Origin of the sequence: Silicimonas algicola, assembly GCF_003970735.1 — a bacterium.
Lineage (GTDB): Bacteria > Pseudomonadota > Alphaproteobacteria > Rhodobacterales > Rhodobacteraceae > Silicimonas > Silicimonas algicola.
The window spans coordinates 1,798,256-1,813,332 of the sequence record NZ_CP034588.1 but is presented as its reverse complement, the minus strand read 5'-3'; the positions used below and the strand labels follow the sequence as shown (position 1 = coordinate 1,813,332).

The following is a 15,077-nucleotide window of genomic DNA, read 5'->3' as shown; positions in this document are numbered from 1 at the left end:
CGCGTCCTTCCCTGCTTTCCGCCCGGCATAACTGAACGGATCGGTTCAGGAAAGGCGGACGCAGCGTATCAGTCGCCCAGAAGCGCCTTCAGACGCGCTTCCTCGTCGCTGCTCAGGCTTTCGGCCGGGGCGTCCGACCTGCGTCGGCGCAGGTAAAGCGCGGCGATCCCGAGACCGGAGAGCAGGAGGACGGGGCCTGCGATCCACAGAACGATGTTCGCGCCCGAGGTCGTGGGGTTGAGAAGGACATATTCGCCGTAGCGCGCCACGACGAAGTCGATGACTTCGGCATCGCTGTCGCCTGCCGCGATGCGTTCGCGCACGAGGACGCGCAGATCGCGGGCCAGGTCGGCGTTCGATTCGTCGATGGATTCGTTGCGGCAGACGAGGCAGCGCAGCCCCCGCGAAAGCTCGCGCGCCCGCTCCTCAAGCGCCGGGTCCGTCAGCATCTCGCCCGGCTGGACCGCCGCCGCCGCGCCTGCGAATGCCAGCCACAGAAGAACAGCGACGCGGATCATTCCGCCGGCACCCCGCTCGGCGCCTTCCGGGCGCCGGCGGCCACCCGGAAGCGGCGGTCCGACAGCGACAGACCGCCGCCGAGCGCCATGATGATCGCGCCCGCCCAGATCCAGTTGGCGAAGGGCTTTACGTAGGCCCGCACGGCCCAGCCTCCGCCCGCCTGCGCGTCGCCGATAACGAGGTAGATGTCGCGGAAGACCCCGTTGTCGATGGCCGCCTCGGTCGTGGGCATGGCGGCGACGGGATAGACGCGCTTTTCGGGATGAAGGACGGCGACCTCGCGTCCGTTCCTCGCCACCCGCATCTCGGCCATGGTCGAGAGATAGTTCGGTCCGCGGATATCCTCGACCGACGCAAGCGTGATGTCGTAGCCGCCGACGGCGAAGGTGTCGCCCTCGTTCGCCACCCGGATGTCCTCGACTTGCCATGCCGTCATCAGCGCGATGCCGATGATGGTGACGCCTAGGCCCGAGTGGGCCGTGACCCGGCCCCAGTCCGCGCGCGGCAGCCGAAGCGCCCGGCGCGCCCTGACCGCAAGCCCCTCGCGCCCTGTCCGGCCCCAGAGGTCGGTCGCCGCGCCGAAGATCAGCCAGCTTCCAAGCGCCACGCCAATCGGCGCCAGAAGCCCGCGGCCGCTGCCGAACCCCCAGGCCAGGGCTGACAGGACCGCGACGCCCGCGAAGGCCAGCCAGAGCGACCGCAGCACCCGACCGAACGTGGCGCGCTTCCACGCCAGGAGAGAGCCTATCGGCAACACGGCGGCGAGAATGACCATGAAGGGCGTGAAGGCCGCGTCGAAGAACGGCGCGCCGACGGACAGCTTTCGGCCGAACGCCATCTCGGCGATGAGCGGCCAGACCGTGCCCAGGAACACGACGAAGGCCGCGACGGCAAGCAACACGTTGTTGAGGACGAGCGCACTTTCCCGGCTGACGACGCCGAAGACGCCCTTGGCCTGCATCTCGCCCGCCCGCGCGGCATAGAGCGTCAGCGCCCCGCCCATGAAAAACGCCGTGATGGCGAGAAGGTAGACGCCCCTCTCGGGATCCGTCGCGAAGGCGTGGACCGAGGTCAGGACGCCCGACCGCACGATGAAGGCGCCGATCAGCGAGAAGCCGAAGGCGAGGATGGCCAGCAGGATGGTCCAGCTTTTCAGAGCCTCGCGCTTCTCGACCACGATGGCCGAATGCAGGAGCGCGGCCGAGATGAGCCAGGGCATGAACGAGGCGTTCTCGACCGGATCCCAGAACCAGAAGCCGCCCCAGCCAAGCTCGTAGTAGGCCCACCACGAGCCGAGCGCGATGCCGATGGTCAACATGATCCAGGCGAGAAGCGTCCAGGGCCTGACCCACCGGCCCCAGGCGGCGTCGACGCGCCCCTCGATCAGGGCGGCGACGGCGAAGGAGAAGGACGTCGAGAGACCGACGTAGCCGAGGTAGAGGAAGGGCGGATGGAAGGCGAGGCCGGGATCCTGCAACAGCGGGTTCAGATCCTGTCCGTTCATCGGCGGAAAGGCCAGTCGGACGAAGGGGTTAGACGTGAAGATCAGGAAGCTGAGGAACGCGACGCCGATCGATCCCTGGACGCCCAGGACACGCGCCTTGAGCCTGTCGGGCAGGTTGCCGCCGAACAAGGCGACAAGGCCTCCGAAGACCGCCACGATGAAACACCACAGCAGCATCGAGCCCTCGTGGTTTCCCCAGACGCCGGTGACCTTGTAGAGCATCGGCTTCAGCGTATGAGAGTTCTCGACCACGAGGCGGACCGAGAAGTCCGAGGTCACGAAGGCCCAGACCAGCGTCGAGAACGAAAACGCCAGAAGCAGGGCCTGCGCGATGGCCGCAGGTCCGGCCACCGTCATCCACGATGTCCAGCGCATCTGCGCGCCGACCAGCGGCAGGACGGTCTGCACCAGCGCCACGGCCAGTGCGAGGAGTAGTGTGAAATGGCCAAGCTCGACGATCATGCCGCCGACACTATGCCGCCCGCTCGTCCGCGCCAAGGGCGCGAGACGACAGGTCGCGGGCCCGTGAGCCTCAGGCCAGGAAGTGGACGGCCAGCGACACGGCGAGACTGGCCGCGACGGGCCAGATCCAGCCGCGTCCGTCAGAACCGAAGGACCGCGAGATCACCTGGAAATGAAGGGTCGCGCCGACGAAGTAGATCGAGAGAAAGACCAGCAGAAGGGGGTTGTCGACCATCCACTTGGGCCCGTGCAGGACGTTGAAGGTCCACCACCAGCCCATGACGGACGCGGCGCCCGCCCATCCGAACGACATGCCGATGGCAAGCGGCGTCGCGCGACGCGCCCAAAGCCACAGGAAGGTCAGCGAGATCATCGCCGCCATCAGCGTAAAGGCGCCATAGGCGATCCGGTAGGCCGCCCCATAGCCGAAGGCTTCGTTCGATGCGAGGAAGACGAGGCTCGCCAGTGCCAGCAGAATCAGCGGTCTGGTCATCGGGACAGCACCTCTCGGAGAGCGCGGTCGAGATCGTCGGCCGCTCGGGCGTGGCGCTCGACGGCGCGGGTGAAGCGGCGGCCGGCGAGACGGCGGCGGAGCGCCGCGAGGAAAAGGCTCATCGTCAGCTCCTCGGCAGGCGTTCGCGGATGACGGTCGAGATCTCGGTCAGGATCAGCGCATTGCGGTCGAGGATGACGCGCGTCGCCTTGTCCTTCTCGGAATCCCGCCACAGCAGGAAGAACACCATCACCGCCCAGGGACCGTGTTCGGCGACGAGTTGAAGGAGAAGGTCACCGCTCACCTCCGGCCCTCCACTCGTCGAGGGCCGCGTTCGGCGTATCCTCAGCCTCGTCGCGTCCGCCATAACCTGCCGCCAGCGCCTCGAGCGCGCGCACGTTCCGAACCACCTGCGGCGCCGCGGCCAGTGTCAGGGCGAGGCCGCGCTGGAAGTCCTGCGACTTCGACTGGTGGCGTGCGCCGAAGTAGTACGACACGATGGCCCCCATCAGCCACCAGAGCGGCTCGGGCACCAGCGCGATGCCCTGCATCCGAGCGGCGAACCACATCGGGTCGAACATGGCCGAGACCAACAGCGCCAGCGTGCCGAGCGCCATCATCGGGCGCGGCAGGCGGTTCAGACCGTCCATCAGACGGTCGAACCACCCCTGTCGAGGCAAAGCGAACTCCGAGGCGAACTGCGCCAACGCGGCCGTCTCCTGCGCCGCGTCGCGCACGGCCTGAGCCTCGGCATTGGGCCGGAAGACCTCGACCGTCTCGCGCACCGCGTTGCGCCCGCCGCCAAGGACGACGCCGAACAGGTCCCCGATCAGGCCCATGCCGACGTCCTCTCGCGGTGCTGGGCTTCGGTGAGATGGAAGCGCGGCGAGATGAAGCTTTCCGCCCGCAGGATCCAGCCGCCCTTGCCGCCATCGCGGCGGCGCGCGTACTTGCGGCTGGACGGACGACGGTCGGCAAGGTCGTAGTACCAGTTGCGCCGGGCGATCCCGTAGGCATCGGCAAAGTGGTCCGGCGCGGCGGCGGCGGCGGCCCGTGCGGCGCGCTCGGTCTCGGGACCGACGATCCCGTCCACCGCGCAGGGGTAGCCCATCCGGGCGAGAAGCCGCCGGAGGATGCGCACGGCTTCGGCCCCCGCGTTCACCTGCATGTCGAACATCTGCGCCTGAAGCGCCTCGGGAAGACGGTCGAGCCGCGGTTTGCGGAAGTAGTCCTCGACGAAGATGCGCCGCGCCTCAGCCGGGGTGACGCGTCGCACATCGTTGACGTCGACCCGCCCGTCCCCCGTCAGATCAAGGCCAAGCCGCTGAAGCGTACCGATTGTCACGCCGTGCTTGGTGGCCCCGCCCGGATCGTCCGGGTCGTTCACATAGCCGCCCTCGCGGGCGATGATCTCGTCTGCGATCTGTTCGACGCGCCGCATGGTCCCTCGCCCGATCGTTGCGGGCGGGAAGGTGCGCGGGGGCGGTTAACGTTCGAGAAACTAGCCGTTCGGGTCCTGGTACACGCCCTGCTCCTTGAGCGCGTCGATCACTTCCCTGGGCATGTAGCTCTCGTCGTGCTTCGCCAGAAGCTCCGAGGCCTCGAAGACGCCGGCGCGGTAATAGCCCTTGGCGATGGTGCCCTGCCCCTCCTTGAAGAGGTCGGGCGCAGGATCGTCGCCGACATAGGCCACCGGCACTTCGGTCGCCCCGTCCGTCACGACGAAGCGGAACCGCACGCCCTCGACGGGCGTGATCGAGCCGTCCTTCACCAGGCCGCCGATCTGGAAATACTCGTCGTCGGAGGGCGGGGCCGCGATCACCTCGGTCGGTGAACGGAAGAACTGGAAGGCGTCCTTCGGGAGGAACCAGAGCACCGCAAGCACGCCCAGAAGGCAAAGCCCAGCCAAGGCCAGAACCTGGATGCGCCGCTGTTTCTTCAGGCTCTTCATCGACGTCTCTCCCTTCCCGACAGATTTGGCGATCCGCGCGAGCGAATGCAACGCGGCAAACCGCCCTCTCCATCGACCTTCAGAGACGTCGGGTCGCCGTCATGCCTTGTGGAAGTCGATCCGCCGCCGAAGGAATCGAGTCGCCTGGTCGCTGACCCGCCCCGGGTCGCCGGTGGTGAGGAACATCGTCACCTGCCCCGACCCCTTCATCGCGGGATGCCGCTCGAGATAATCGGCGAGGCTCGCCGCCACCAGTTCGGGCTGGCTGAACACCGTCACGCCGGGCCCGAGCGCCTTGCGGAAGTCGTCCTCGACGATGGGATAATGCGTACAGCCCAGCACCGCCGCGTCCGGTCTCGGCATCTTGCGCTTCAGCGCGTCGACGTGGCTCCGCACCAGCGCTTCGGCGAGAATCATGTCGCCATCCTCGATGGCGTCGACGACCCCCGCGCAGGCCTGCGCCTCGACATCGACGCCGATGGCGCGGAAGGCAAGCTCGCGCTGAAACGCGCGGCTGGCGACTGTGGCGGGCGTGGCGAAGAGGGCCACATGCTTCACGCCCACCTCGCGGGGAGGAGAGTTGTCGCCCCAGTGACGCTCGGTCAAAGCCTCGATCAGCGGCACGAAGACCCCCAGGACCCTCTTGTCGCGCGGCACCCAGGACTCTTGCATCCGCCGCAGGGCCGCCGCACTCGCGGTGTTGCAGGCGAGGATGACAAGGGTGCAACCGGCCTCGAACAGGCGCTGCACACCCTTCGTCGTCAGATCATAGATGTCGTCCGCGTCGCGCGTGCCGTAAGGGGTATGGGCGTTGTCGCCGTAGTAGACCACCGGCAGATCGGGCAGCCGCGCCGCAACGGCCCGATAGACCGTGAGCCCGCCCAGTCCGCTATCGAAAATCCCGACCGACATCGCCCTCTGCCCGCCTGTTGTTGGCCTTGTGCTTCGCTTCGAACTCGAACCCGTAGGCGCGTGAATCGAGCATTCCCGGCGACAGGGCATAGGTCCGGGCCCTGAGAAAGTCCATCAGGGCTTTCTGGTCGCCGCCGTAGGGCGACATATCGGTGCGCGAGATCGGCGCGCCGATCACCACGCGGACCGGTTCGTCCACGCGACGTCGGAACTCCTGTATCAGAAGCGCCAGGCGCAGGGTCGTATGAAGATGGCTCGCGATCTGGAACAGCCGCGAATTGGCGCCCTCGAAGAAGATCGGAATCACCGTCGCCCCGCTTTTCTGGATCATCTTTGCCGTGAAGGCGCGCCAGACCGGATCGAGCGGCCGCGAAAAAGGCTTGGCCGAGGTCGAGACCGTGCCGCCCGGAAAGACGCCGATGGCGCCGCCCTGCCCCAGATAGCGCAGCGCCTCGGCCCGCGTGGCGAGGTTCGTCTCGACCGCGGCGCGGCTTTCGCCGAAGTCGATCGGCAGCACCACACGGTCGAGTTCGGGCGAATTGCGAAAGACGCTGTTTGCAAGGATGCGAAAGTCGCCGGACCTCAGGCGGCTCAGGATGTAGCCCATCATCAGTCCGTCGAGGATGCCGTAGGGATGGTTCGCCACCATGACGAGCGGGCCGTCCTGCGGGATGAGGTCGAGCGATCCTCCGGCGATCTCGAGCGAGAGGCCATAGCGGCTGACCATCTCCTCCCAGAAGTCGCGTCCCCCGGCGACTGCCTGGTGATACCCGTCCGCGCGTCGGATCAGGCGCAGGCGTCCCGTGGCGTTCTCGACCGTCCGGATCAGCGCGCGACCTCCCCGGCTTCGCGCCGAAAAGGCATAGCTAATGTCGCGGGCGACCTGTCTCTCCATGCGCGCTTCCCTGTCCCTGGCGCCTGCCTACCGGCTGCGCCCGAGTTTCACGAGCTTTCGTGACGGTCAGGTGACGAAGCCCTCCGCGCCGTGGCGCGCCCGTCACTCCGCCGCGTGTCGAGCTGGCGGGCGGTCGAGCGCCGAGAGAAGCGCCGCGCGCCGTTCGGCTGCCGCACGCGCCGCCTTTTCCTTCACGGGACCGAAGCCTCGGATGGACAGGGGCAGCTTCGCGAGGTCGAGCGCCGCATCGCGGTCGCCGGCCGTCGCCAGGCGTTTCATGTCGGCCTCGTAGTCGCGGATCAGCCGCCGCTCCATCCTGCGCTCGGCGGTGTATCCGAAGGGATCGAAAGGCGTGCCGCGCAGCACCTTCATCCGCGCGAGAACCGGCCACAGACGCTCCATCCACTGGCCGAACGCCCGCTTCTTCGGGCGGCCGTCCGCCCCTTCGCGTGCAAGAATGGGAGGCGACAGGTGATAGGTCATCTTCAAGTCACCCTCGAAGACCGCCGACGCCTTGTCGCGCGTGTCCTTCAGGAGCCGCGCGACTTCGTATTCGTCCTTGTAGGCCAACAGCTTGTGATAGGATGTTGCCACTGCCTCCTTCATCGCCGGGTCCTCGAAACTGTCGACCATCGCACGATACCGACGCGCCAGACGTGCGTTCTGATAGGCTTCGAGATGCCGCTCGCGGAAGGCGATCTTCTCGTCCAGCGACTTCGGCAACCCGATGACTTCGGCGGCGAGGATCCGCGAGACCTCGTCGGCGTTCAGCGCGGCCCACCTGCCGATCTCGAAGGCGCGCGTGTTTTCGGCCACCTTCGCGCCATTCAACTCGATCGCGCGGCGCAGCGCCTCACCCGAGACCGGCACCTGGCCAAACTGCCAGGCCGCGCCAAGGACGATCATGTTGGAATATATGGCATCGCCAAGGACCTTGACCGCGAGGTCCGAGGCATCGAACCGCGCCATCCCCCCGCCCAGCTTGCGCTCCAGCGACAGGACCAGCCGGTCGACGGGGATCGTCAGGTCGGGCTTGCGGGTGAAGTCGCCGGTTACGACCTCGTGCGTGTTCACGACACCCTGCGTCCGGCCCGGCGTCAGAAGCTGAAGCGTCTTCGACCCCGCCGACACCACCAGATCGCCGCCGATCAGCGTATCCGCCTCGCCGACGGCCACGCGAATGGCGCTGATGTCGGCTGGCGACTTGCCGATCCGGCAGTGGATGTGGACCGCGCCGCCCTTCTGCGCGAGGCCCGCCATCTCCATCATGCCGACGCCCTTGCCGTCGAGGTGCGCGGCCATCGCCAGCACCGCGCCGATGGTCACGACGCCCGTGCCGCCCACGCCGGTGATGACGATGTTGTGGGTCAGCGCAATCCCGGGGAGCGCGGGTTCGGGAAGATGTCCGGTGTCGATGTCGACGGTCTCGGCCCTGCGAGGTACGCCTCCCTCGATGGTGACGAAGGACGGGCAGAAGCCGTTCAGGCACGAGAAGTCCTTATTGCAGGACGACTGGTCGATGGCGCGCTTCCGGCCGAGTTCGGTCTCGACCGGCACGAGGCTGACGCAATTCGACTGCACTCCGCAATCACCGCAACCCTCGCAGACGTCGGTGTCGATGAAGACCCGCGTTCCGATCTCGGGGAATGTGCCGCGCTTGCGCCGCCGCCGCTTCTCGGCCGCGCAGGTCTGAATATAGAGGATCGCCGTGACGCCCTCGGTCTCGGCCATGCGCTTTTCGACGGTCAGAAGGTCGGCGCGCTCGTCCCAACTCGCTTCTTTCGGGAACAGGCTCCGCTCGGGCTCTTCCTTCGCGTCGTAGACGACGGCCAGGTCCTTGACCCCCGCCGCCAGAAGCTCGCGCGCGACGCGCTCCGGCGGCAGGTCGCCGTCGTTCTTCTGGCCGCCCGTCATGGCGACGGCGTCGTTGTAGAGCACCTTGTAGGTGATGTTCACACCCGCCGCGATGGCGGCCCGGACGGCCATCAGCCCCGAGTGATTGTAGGTCCCGTCGCCAAGGTTCTGGAAGACGTGCCCCCGCGTCGAGAACGGTGCCTCGCCGATCCAGTTCGCCCCCTCGCCGCCCATGTGGGTGAAGCCGGACGTCTCGCGGTCCATCCACTGCACCATGAAGTGACAGCCGATCCCGGCATAGGCGCGCGCGCCCTCCGGCAGCTTGGTCGAGGTGTTGTGCGGGCACCCCGAACAGAAATAGGGAATCCGCGCGGCGATGTCGGGGGCGTTGTCCGCGACCCTCGCCGAACGCACGGCCTCGAGGCCCGCGCGCATGCGGTCGGTGCCGCGCCCCTCGTCGATCAGGATGCCGCCGATCTTTTCGGCGATCAGCGCGGGGTCGAGCGCATAACGCACCGGGAACAACTCCTCGGCGTCGGGCGCCCCCTTGCGCCAGCCCCAGACGCGCCGGCCCTGCCGGTCGTCGAAGATGGCCTCCTTGATCTGCACCTCGATCAGCTTGCGCTTCTCTTCGACGACGACGATCAGTTCCAGACCCTCGGCCCAGTCGTGGAACCCCTTCATGTCCAGCGGGAAGGTCTGTCCCACCTTGTAGGTCGTGATCCCCAGCCGTTCCGCTTCCTCCGCATCGATGCCGAGAAGGCCAAGCGCGTGCGTCAGGTCGAGCCAGTTCTTGCCCGCCGCCACGACGCCGATCCTTGCACCACGCTTGCCCCAGATGCGCTTGTCCATCCGGTTCGCATGGCTGAACGCCTCGGCCGCGAAGCGCTTGTGGTCGATGATCCGGGATTCCTGCGGGATCCAGTGATCGCCGAGCCGGATGTTCAGCCCGCCCTCGGGCATCGGGAAGTCGGGCGTCACGAAGGACATGCGGTCCGGCCGCCCGTCCACGACGCTCGTGACCTCGACCGTGTCCTTCATCAGCTTGAGCCCGCACCAGAGGCCCGAGAACCGTGACAGGGCATAGCCGTAGAGCCCGAAGTCCAGGATCTCCTGCACGCCTGCAGGCGACAGCACCGGCATATAAGTGTCGACCATGGCCCAGTCCGACTGGTGGCAGGTGGTCGAGCTCTCGCCTGTGTGGTCGTCGCCCATGGCCATCAGGACGCCGCCCCGTGCCGAAGTGCCCGCCATGTTCGCGTGCCGCATGACGTCGCCCGAGCGGTCGACGCCGGGGCCCTTGCCGTACCAGAGCGCGAAGACACCGTCGAAGCGTCCCTCGCCGCGCAGTTCGGCCTGCTGCGTCCCCCACACGGCGGTCGCGGCCAGATCCTCGTTGAGACCGGGCAGAAACCGGATGTCCGACGCCTCGAGGTCCTTGCGGGCCGCCGCCATCTGCTGGTCGACCGCGCCAAGAGGCGAGCCCCTGTAGCCGGTGACGTATCCGGCGGTGTTCAACCCTGCCTGTGCGTCGCGGGCCTTCTGCATGAGCATCAGGCGCACAAGCGCCTGCGTTCCGTTCAGAAGGACGGTGCCCTGCTCCAGGTCGAACTTGTCATGAAGGGTGACAGTACGTGTGTTCATGATAGCCTCCCCATGACTGAGTATAGGTCAAATTTGCTGACCTACAAAATCAAACTTGTTCACACCCGCGATTGCGTGGGCGGGGGTCAAGCCTGTAAGGCTCCTGCAAAACAAGACCCGCCGGGGCAAATGGAGATCGGGTACGGATGGATTGGGACAAACTCAGGATCTTTCACGCGGTCGCGGACGCGGGAAGTCTCACGCACGCCGGTGAGTCGCTTCACCTCAGCCAGTCCGCCGTATCCCGCCAGATTCGCGCGCTCGAGGAAAGCCTCAATACGACCCTCTTCCACCGCCACGCCCGCGGCCTGATCCTGACCGAACAGGGCGAGCTACTGTTCGATGCGACGTCGGCCATGTCCCGCCGCCTCGATACCGCCGAGGCGCGCATTCGCGACAGCGAGGAAGAGGTCTTCGGCGAGTTGCGCGTGACCACGACGACCGCGTTCGGATCGCTCTGGCTCGCGCCTCGCCTGCCCGCGCTCTACGAGAAGTTCCCCGAGTTGAAGATCGACCTGATGCTGGAAGAGCGCGTGCTCGACCTGCCGATGCGCGAAGCCGACGTGGCGATCCGCATGAAGGAGCCAAGCCAGGCCGACCTGATCCGGCGCAAGCTCATGTCGGTGAACATGCGCCTCTACGCGACGCCCGCCTACCTCGAGGCACGCGGCACCCCCGAGACGCTCGAGGATCTCTCCAAGCACCGGCTGATCTGCCAGAACGTGACCACCACCCAGGTCAGCGCGGGCGCGAAGCTGGTGCAGGAGCTTCTGACCTACGACATTCCTTCGACCCTGACGGTCAACAACTACTTCGGCGTCCTTCAGGCCGTGCGGTCGGATCTCGGCATCGGAGTGCTGCCCGACTACGTCATCCAGGATTTCCCGAACATCCGCCGCGTCCTGCCGGACGTGGAGTCGAACGACGTCCCCGTCTTCCTGGCCTACCCCGAGGAATTGCGGCAGTCGCGGCGCATCGCGGCCTTCCGGGACTTCGTCACCGAAGAGATCATCGCGCACCGCAAGCGGATGCAGACCTGAGCTTTGCGCAAGGTGCATAGCCGCTTTGCGGCCGCAGCTTCCGGCCGCGCTTGAATCTTGTTCGACACGCCAATAAATCCCTCATCGAACGCGACGACCTGTCGTCGCTTCACCTCCCTGTTGGACTGGCCGGGCCTCGTGCCCGGCCTTTTTTTGTGCCGCTCCGACCGCGACGGGGTATCGGACAATCGAATTGCGTCCGGCTGGCCGGCGTGGCATGTGGCGCGCGACCAGAAGGCAGAGGCGATCTCCATGACCGACCGATTGAGCGACCTCCTCGCGGCGCGCGACTGGATCCTGGCCGACGGCGCCACGGGGACCACGCTGTTCAACATGGGCCTGTCGGCAGGCGATGCGCCCGAGTTGTGGAACGTCGAGCGTCCCGAGGATATCCGCTTGCTATACAAGGGCGCAGTCGATGCGGGCAGCGACCTCTTCCTGACCAACACCTTCGGCGGGACCGCCGCGCGGATGAAGCTGCACAATGCGCAGGACCGCGTGCGCGAGTTGAACCGCGCGGGCGCCGAGATCGGCCGCGAGCTGGCCGACAGGCAGGATCGCCCCGTCATCGTCGCAGGCTCGATGGGGCCGACGGGCGAGATCATGCAACCGCTCGGCACGCTGTCCTACGAGAGCGCCGTCGAGATGTTCCACGAGCAGGCTGAAGGGCTGAAGGAAGGCGGCGTCGACGTCCTCTGGGTCGAGACCATCAGCGCACCCGAGGAATACAAGGCCGCCGGCCGCGCCGCGGAACTGGCAGGAATGCCCTGGGTCGGGACGATGAGCTTCGACACCGCCGGCCGGACGATGATGGGCCTGACGAGCGCAGGCATGGCCGACATGGTCGCCGCCCTGCCGCATCCGCCCCTCGCCTTCGGCGCCAACTGCGGCGTCGGCGCGTCGGACCTTCTGCGCACCGTGCTCGGCTTCTGTGCGCAGGGCTCCGAAACGCCGATCGTCGCAAAGGGCAACGCCGGCATCCCGAAGTACGTCGACGGTCACATCCACTATGACGGCACGCCAGAGCTGATGGCCGACTACGCTGTCCTCGCCCGCGATCTGGGCGCGCGGATCATCGGCGGGTGCTGCGGCACGACGCCGGAGCATCTGGCGCGGATGCGCGAGGCGCTCGAGACGGCGCCCAAGGGGGCAAGCCCGACACTTGACGTGATCGTGGCGAAGCTCGGCCCACTGTCGTCCGCCAGCGACGGCACCGACGACACGGAAGGTCCGGTCCGCCGCAATCGACGCCGGCGGGGCTAGGCTTCAGGCCGACAGAAGCGCCCGCGCCGCCGCGCGGGCCTCGTCCGTCACCGTGTCGCCCGCAAGCATCCGCGCGATCTCGTCCACGCGCTCCCCTTCAGAGAGAGAGGTCACGCGGGACAGCGTCATGCCGCCCTCGACCGACTTCTCGACCCGCCAGTGGTGGCCTGCGCGCGCCGCGACCTGCGGGCTGTGCGTCACCACAAGCACCTGAGAGTCCTCGGCCAGCGCCTCCAGCCTGCGGCCGACGGCGTCGGCGGTTGCCCCGCCTACGCCCCGGTCGATCTCGTCGAAGATCATGGTCAGCCCCTCCGCATCCGACGTCAGACAGACCTTCAGCGCAAGAAGGAAGCGAGACATCTCGCCCCCGGATGCGATCCGGTTCAGCGGCCCGGCCGGCGCACCCGGATTGGTGGCAACGGTGAACGCGACGTGATCGCGGCCCTCTGGCCCCGCGTCGCCTTCCGAGATCTCGGTGGCGAAGGTCGCACGCTCCATCTTCAAGGGCGCAAGCTCTGCCGCCATCGCCGTGTCGAGTTCACCAGCCGCCTCGGCGCGCGCCTGACCCAGGGCGTCCGCCGCATCCTCATAGGCCGCCTCGGCCTCGCCTACCCCGCGGCGCAGGGACTTCAGGTCCCCCGCACCCGCATCGAGCTCGGCCAGCTTTGTGCGAAAATCATCGGCGAGGCCGGGAAGATCGTCGGGCTGAACCCCATGTTTGCGCGACAGAGCGCGGATTGCGAACAGCCGCTCCTCCACGCGCTCCAACTCCCCCGGGTCGACGTCCAGACGGTCGAGCGCCCGGGCGACACCGTCCTCCGCATCGCCCAATTCGACCAGCGCCCGATCCAGAGCGGCGAGCGCCACATCGAGCGTTCCTTCCGCCTGACCGGCCGCGTCCTCGAGCCACCGTGCGGCGTCGCGCAGCAGCCCTTCGGCGCCCGACGACCCAAGTGCTTCATGTGCGCGCGCCACGTCCTCGCGGATCCGGCCGGCGGCCTGCATCAGCCGACGCGACGCGTCGAGCGTCTCTTCCTCACCGGGTTCGGGGGCGACCTTGTCCATCTCGGCGACGGCATGGCGCAGGAAATCCTCTTCCTCGCGCACCGCCGCCAGCCTTGCCTCGGCTTCTTCCAGGGCCGCCCGCGCGCCCTGAAGATCGCGCCAGGCAACACGGGTCCGTGCGACCAGGTCTTCGAGCCCGCCGAAAGCGTCCAGCATCTGCCTGTGCCCGCGCGGGTTCAAAAGGCCGCGGTCATCATGCTGACCGTGCAATTCGACAAGCGTGTCCGAAAGCTGGCGAAGAACTTCGCCGGAAACGCGGCGGTCGTTGGCCCAGGCCGTCTTCCTGCCGTCCTGGGCATTGACGCGGCGCAGGATCAGAACGTCGTCCTGCGGAAGCCCGGCTTCGGCCAGAACCGCGAACGCCGGATGTCCGGGCGCGAGGTCGAACTCCGCCACCACCTCGCCCTGCTCGGCGCCTTCTCGGACCAGCTCGGCCCGCCCGCGCCAGCCGAGAACGAAGCCGAGCGCGTCGAGAAGGATCGACTTTCCTGCGCCGGTCTCTCCGGTCAGCACGTTGAGGCCCGGCGACAACGTCAGTTCCAGCCGGTCGATGATCAGCATGTCCCGGATGTCGAGACTTCTCAGCATGACGCGCGCGTCAGAGCCACTCGCCGCGAATGGTCTGGCGCCAGACTGCGGCCAGCCAGCCGTCGCCCGTCGCATCGGGTCGCAGACCTCGGCCGGTGAGAAGAGCATAGCTGTCCTGATACCAATCGGTGGACTGGAAGTTGTGGCCCAATATCGCACCCGCCGTCTGTGCCTCGGCAGGAAGGCCGAGCGACAGGTAGGCTTCGACGAGGCGGTGCAGCGCCTCGGGCGTCTGGCTGGTGGTCTGGAAGTTCTCAACCACCACGCGGAAGCGGTTGATCGCGGCGATGTAGTTGCCGCGCTTCAGGTAATAGCGCCCGACCTCCATCTCCTTCGCGGCGAGATGGTCGAAGGCCAGGTCGAACTTCAGGATCGCGGACTGGGCGTATTCGCTGTCCGGATAGGTCTCGATGACCGTCCGCAGTTCCTGCAGGGCAAGGAACGTCAGCCCCTGGTCGCGGCCCACGTCGTCGATCTGGTCGTAATAGGACAGGGCCAGCAGGTATTGCGCCCATGCCGCATCCTCGTCCGCCGGATAGGTCACGAGGTACCGCTGCGCCGCGCCGCGCGCGGATTCGAAATCGCGGTCGAGGTGATAGGAATAGGCCTGCATCACCAGAGCGCGCTTGGCCCATTCCGAATAGGGATAAAGGCGCTCGACCTCACCGAACATTGTCGCGGCCTCGTCGGGCGCGTCCTCGTCCAGCAGGAACTCGGCGCGGTTGTAAAGCTGCTCGGCCGAGAAGCTGTCGAGAGGCACATCCTCCGGCCCGCCGCCTCCGAAAAGACCACCGCATCCTGACAGAAGAACGAGGGTCGCGACGATTGCCGTCGCCCGCGCCAATGCCGCTCCGCCCGCTGTCATCGCCATGAAACCCTCACCTCTG

General features: G+C 67.3%; 15 protein-coding genes. 2 read left to right on the top strand and 13 right to left on the bottom strand.

What is annotated here, in order from left to right; translation table 11 throughout:
* Positions 1 to 68 precede the first annotated feature (68 nt).
* The 11 genes from EF888_RS09025 to EF888_RS08980 form a co-directional block, all read right to left on the bottom strand.
* Positions 69 to 515, bottom strand: a complete 447-nt coding sequence (locus EF888_RS09025) for a cytochrome c-type biogenesis protein (RefSeq protein ID WP_164721790.1) — start codon at positions 513 to 515, stop codon at positions 69 to 71.
* Positions 515 to 2,485: a heme lyase CcmF/NrfE family subunit gene (locus EF888_RS09020; RefSeq protein WP_109758684.1), complete on the bottom strand. Its 1,971-nt coding sequence runs from the start codon at positions 2,483 to 2,485 to the stop codon at positions 515 to 517. The genes EF888_RS09025 and EF888_RS09020 overlap by 1 nt, the downstream gene beginning before the upstream one ends.
* Positions 2,486 to 2,555: 70 nt before the next feature.
* On the bottom strand, positions 2,556 to 2,978 hold the full coding sequence (locus tag EF888_RS09015; RefSeq protein ID WP_109758683.1) for a hypothetical protein: 423 nt from the start codon (positions 2,976 to 2,978) through the stop codon (positions 2,556 to 2,558).
* Positions 2,975 to 3,100, bottom strand: a complete 126-nt coding sequence (locus EF888_RS22450) for a hypothetical protein (RefSeq protein ID WP_277601040.1) — start codon at positions 3,098 to 3,100, stop codon at positions 2,975 to 2,977. Before EF888_RS22450 ends, EF888_RS09015 begins: the two co-directional genes overlap by 4 nt.
* A 2-nt stretch (positions 3,101 to 3,102) precedes the next feature.
* A complete protein-coding gene (locus tag EF888_RS09010; RefSeq protein ID WP_109758682.1) occupies positions 3,103 to 3,282 on the bottom strand; it encodes a hypothetical protein in 180 nt (59 codons plus the stop codon).
* Complete coding sequence (locus tag EF888_RS09005) at positions 3,272 to 3,817, bottom strand: holin family protein (RefSeq protein WP_109758681.1); 546 nt, start codon at positions 3,815 to 3,817, stop codon at positions 3,272 to 3,274. The genes EF888_RS09010 and EF888_RS09005 overlap by 11 nt, the downstream gene beginning before the upstream one ends.
* Complete coding sequence (locus tag EF888_RS09000) at positions 3,808 to 4,419, bottom strand: holin-associated N-acetylmuramidase (protein WP_109758680.1); 612 nt, start codon at positions 4,417 to 4,419, stop codon at positions 3,808 to 3,810. Before EF888_RS09000 ends, EF888_RS09005 begins: the two co-directional genes overlap by 10 nt.
* A 60-nt stretch (positions 4,420 to 4,479) precedes the next feature.
* Positions 4,480 to 4,929, bottom strand: coding sequence for a cytochrome c maturation protein CcmE (gene ccmE, locus EF888_RS08995; RefSeq protein WP_109758679.1), 450 nt, complete (start codon positions 4,927 to 4,929; stop codon positions 4,480 to 4,482).
* Between the two features lie 99 nt (positions 4,930 to 5,028).
* A complete protein-coding gene (locus EF888_RS08990) occupies positions 5,029 to 5,841 on the bottom strand; it encodes a glutamate racemase (protein WP_109758678.1) in 813 nt (270 codons plus the stop codon).
* On the bottom strand, positions 5,819 to 6,736 hold the full coding sequence (locus EF888_RS08985) for a lysophospholipid acyltransferase family protein (RefSeq protein ID WP_109758677.1): 918 nt from the start codon (positions 6,734 to 6,736) through the stop codon (positions 5,819 to 5,821). The genes EF888_RS08990 and EF888_RS08985 overlap by 23 nt, the downstream gene beginning before the upstream one ends.
* A 102-nt stretch (positions 6,737 to 6,838) precedes the next feature.
* Entirely contained in the window at positions 6,839 to 10,234 is a 3,396-nt protein-coding gene (locus EF888_RS08980; protein ID WP_109758676.1) for an indolepyruvate ferredoxin oxidoreductase family protein, read from the bottom strand.
* A 146-nt stretch (positions 10,235 to 10,380) separates the two neighbouring features.
* Here EF888_RS08980 and EF888_RS08975 point away from each other — a divergent pair, with 146 nt between their 5' ends.
* Positions 10,381 to 11,274, top strand: coding sequence for a LysR family transcriptional regulator (locus tag EF888_RS08975; RefSeq protein WP_109758675.1), 894 nt, complete (start codon positions 10,381 to 10,383; stop codon positions 11,272 to 11,274).
* 252 nt (positions 11,275 to 11,526) lie between these two features.
* Complete coding sequence (bmt, locus tag EF888_RS08970; RefSeq protein ID WP_109759009.1) at positions 11,527 to 12,537, top strand: betaine--homocysteine S-methyltransferase; 1,011 nt, start codon at positions 11,527 to 11,529, stop codon at positions 12,535 to 12,537.
* 3 nt (positions 12,538 to 12,540) lie between these two features.
* Here bmt and recN read toward each other — a convergent pair whose 3' ends face one another.
* Together recN and EF888_RS08960 are read right to left on the bottom strand one after the other, a co-directional pair.
* Positions 12,541 to 14,190, bottom strand: coding sequence for a DNA repair protein RecN (gene recN, locus EF888_RS08965; RefSeq protein ID WP_109758674.1), 1,650 nt, complete (start codon positions 14,188 to 14,190; stop codon positions 12,541 to 12,543).
* 10 nt (positions 14,191 to 14,200) lie between these two features.
* Complete coding sequence (locus EF888_RS08960) at positions 14,201 to 15,055, bottom strand: outer membrane protein assembly factor BamD (protein WP_109759008.1); 855 nt, start codon at positions 15,053 to 15,055, stop codon at positions 14,201 to 14,203.
* Positions 15,056 to 15,077 lie beyond the last annotated feature (22 nt).

What these genes read in the sequence shown, in the direction of transcription:
- EF888_RS09020 (WP_109758684.1), bottom strand. Translation starts at nt 2,485, where the DNA reads ATGATCGTCGAGCTTGGCCATTTCACACTACTCCTCGCACTGGCCGTG.
- EF888_RS09015 (WP_109758683.1), bottom strand. Translation starts at nt 2,978, where the DNA reads ATGACCAGACCGCTGATTCTGCTGGCACTGGCGAGCCTCGTCTTCCTC.
- EF888_RS22450 (WP_277601040.1), bottom strand. Translation starts at nt 3,100, where the DNA reads ATGAGCCTTTTCCTCGCGGCGCTCCGCCGCCGTCTCGCCGGCCGCCGC.
- EF888_RS09005 (WP_109758681.1), bottom strand. Translation starts at nt 3,817, where the DNA reads ATGGGCCTGATCGGGGACCTGTTCGGCGTCGTCCTTGGCGGCGGGCGC.
- EF888_RS09000 (WP_109758680.1), bottom strand. Translation starts at nt 4,419, where the DNA reads ATGCGGCGCGTCGAACAGATCGCAGACGAGATCATCGCCCGCGAGGGC.
- ccmE (WP_109758679.1), bottom strand. Translation starts at nt 4,929, where the DNA reads ATGAAGAGCCTGAAGAAACAGCGGCGCATCCAGGTTCTGGCCTTGGCT.
- EF888_RS08990 (WP_109758678.1), bottom strand. Translation starts at nt 5,841, where the DNA reads ATGTCGGTCGGGATTTTCGATAGCGGACTGGGCGGGCTCACGGTCTAT.
- EF888_RS08985 (WP_109758677.1), bottom strand. Translation starts at nt 6,736, where the DNA reads ATGGAGAGACAGGTCGCCCGCGACATTAGCTATGCCTTTTCGGCGCGA.
- EF888_RS08980 (WP_109758676.1), bottom strand. Translation starts at nt 10,234, where the DNA reads ATGAACACACGTACTGTCACCCTTCATGACAAGTTCGACCTGGAGCAG.
- EF888_RS08975 (WP_109758675.1), top strand. Translation starts at nt 10,381, where the DNA reads ATGGATTGGGACAAACTCAGGATCTTTCACGCGGTCGCGGACGCGGGA.
- bmt (WP_109759009.1), top strand. Translation starts at nt 11,527, where the DNA reads ATGACCGACCGATTGAGCGACCTCCTCGCGGCGCGCGACTGGATCCTG.
- recN (WP_109758674.1), bottom strand. Translation starts at nt 14,190, where the DNA reads ATGCTGAGAAGTCTCGACATCCGGGACATGCTGATCATCGACCGGCTG.
- EF888_RS08960 (WP_109759008.1), bottom strand. Translation starts at nt 15,055, where the DNA reads ATGACAGCGGGCGGAGCGGCATTGGCGCGGGCGACGGCAATCGTCGCG.